Genomic DNA, 1691 nt, shown 5'->3' with positions numbered 1-1691 from the left:
CTAGTGCTGTGACCGGGAAGGTTCGCGGGGTTGGTAGCTGGGGCGGTTGGATGGGCGGTCACGTTCGTTTCAATCGCTGGAGGTGCGAGTGGCCGAGCCTGTCCGTGTGCGCCGACTTACCGACCAGGAAGGACAGAAGCTGCAGCAGATCGTGCGCCGGGGCAGTACCAGCTCGGTGCGCTACCGACGCGCGATGATGCTGCTGGCCTCGGCCGGCGGGAACCGCGTCCCGGTGATCGCGCAGCTGGTCCAGGCCGACAAGGACACGGTGCGTGAGGTGATCCACCGGTTCAACGAGATCGGCCTGGCCTGCCTGAACCCTCAGTGGGCGGGAGGCCGTCCCCGCCTGCTCAGCGATGACGACGAGGACTTCATCATCCAGACGGCCACCACCCGCCCGGCCAAGCTCGGCCAGCCCTTCACCCGCTGGTCGATCCGTAAACTCGCCGCCTACCTGCGGAAAGTACACGGACGCGTCATACGGATCGGCCGGGAAGCGTTACGGTGCCTGCTCCGGCGCCGCGGGATCACCTTCCAGCGGACGAAGACCTGGAAGGAGTCGCCCGATCCCGAACGCGACGCCAAGCTCGACCGCATCGAGCACGTGCTGGAGCACTTCCCGGACCGGGTCTTCGCCTTCGACGAGTTCGGGCCCCTGGGCATCCGCCCGACTGCAGGTTCCTGCTGGGCCAAGCAGGGCAAGCCCGACCGCCTTCCGGCGACCTACCATCGCACCCACGGCGTCACCTACTTCCACGGCTGCTACTCCGTCGGCGACGACCGGCTGTGGGGCGTCAACCGCCGCCGCAAGGGCACCGCCAACACCCTGGCCGCGCTGAAGTCGATCCGCGCCGCCCGGCCCGACGGCGCCCCGATCTACATCATCCTGGACAACCTCTCCGCCCATACCGGCCAGGGCATCCGCCGCTGGGCGAAGAAGAACAAGGTCGAGCTGTGCTTCACACCGACCTACGCCTCCTGGGCCAACCCGATCGAGGCCCACTTCGGCCCACTGCGGCAGTTCACCCTGGCCAACTCGAACCACCGCAGCCACCCCGCGCAGACCCGGGCCCTGCACCGCTACCTGCGCTGGCGCAACACCAATGCCCGCCACCCCGACGTACTCGCCGCACAACGCAGAGAACGCGCCCGCATCCGCAGCGAGAAGGGCATCCGCTGGGGCGGACGCCCCCTCGCACCCGCAGCCTGACACCGCCTGGCGGCCAGTGACTCAGAAGCCTCGGAAAACGCCGTCGTCGCCGACGGCGTCGGCGAACTCCTCGAAGTCCATGTTCGCCTCCGCGAGGTTGTTCTCGATGCTCCACAGCTCGGCTGCCACAACGCGGACACACCGCCCACGCTCACCCCGCAGGTCCACTACGAGAAGCGGCAGTTCAGTCGAGGCGATAGCTACAGAGTCCGCAAGGACAAGAAGTGGATGCCGATAATCCGCAGGGATGAGGTCGAGGGCCGACTCGGCCGTCAAACCCTCGTATCTCCGATCATCGACGAGTGCGACGTTGGCCAAGAAGCCGTCCCTGCTGGGCAAGCCCAGCGCCGCGCGCAGAGCGTCCCAAGCATCGTCTGCCGAGAAGTCAGTACGCACAACGAGGGCTTCCAAAGTGCACGGGAGCTGATGCATGCGCGGACAGTACCGCCAACCCGGTGAACCAATCCGGTCACAGCACTAG

At 67.1% G+C, this 1691-nt stretch carries 2 protein-coding genes; one reads left to right on the top strand and one right to left on the bottom strand.

Features of this window, described 5'->3' with window-relative positions; all coding sequences use genetic code 11:
* Positions 1 to 88: 88 nt before the first annotated feature.
* Positions 89 to 1210 (top strand): IS630 family transposase, encoded by a 1122-nt coding sequence (locus AC3ETA_RS47665; protein WP_432199151.1) that lies wholly within the window; start codon positions 89 to 91, stop codon positions 1208 to 1210.
* A 21-nt stretch (positions 1211 to 1231) separates the two neighbouring features.
* Here the strand turns inward: AC3ETA_RS47665 and AC3ETA_RS47660 are convergent, their stop codons facing one another.
* Positions 1232 to 1642 (bottom strand): DUF6924 domain-containing protein, encoded by a 411-nt coding sequence (locus tag AC3ETA_RS47660; RefSeq protein WP_432199150.1) that lies wholly within the window; start codon positions 1640 to 1642, stop codon positions 1232 to 1234.
* Positions 1643 to 1691 lie beyond the last annotated feature (49 nt).

The organism is Streptomyces sp. bgisy027 (assembly GCF_057710365.1).
This window is presented reverse-complemented; position numbering and strand designations above follow the sequence as displayed.

Coding starts and splice junctions, on each gene's coding strand:
- AC3ETA_RS47660 (WP_432199150.1), bottom strand. CDS start 1,642: ATGCATCAGCTCCCGTGCACTTTGGAAGCCCTCGTTGTGCGTACTGAC.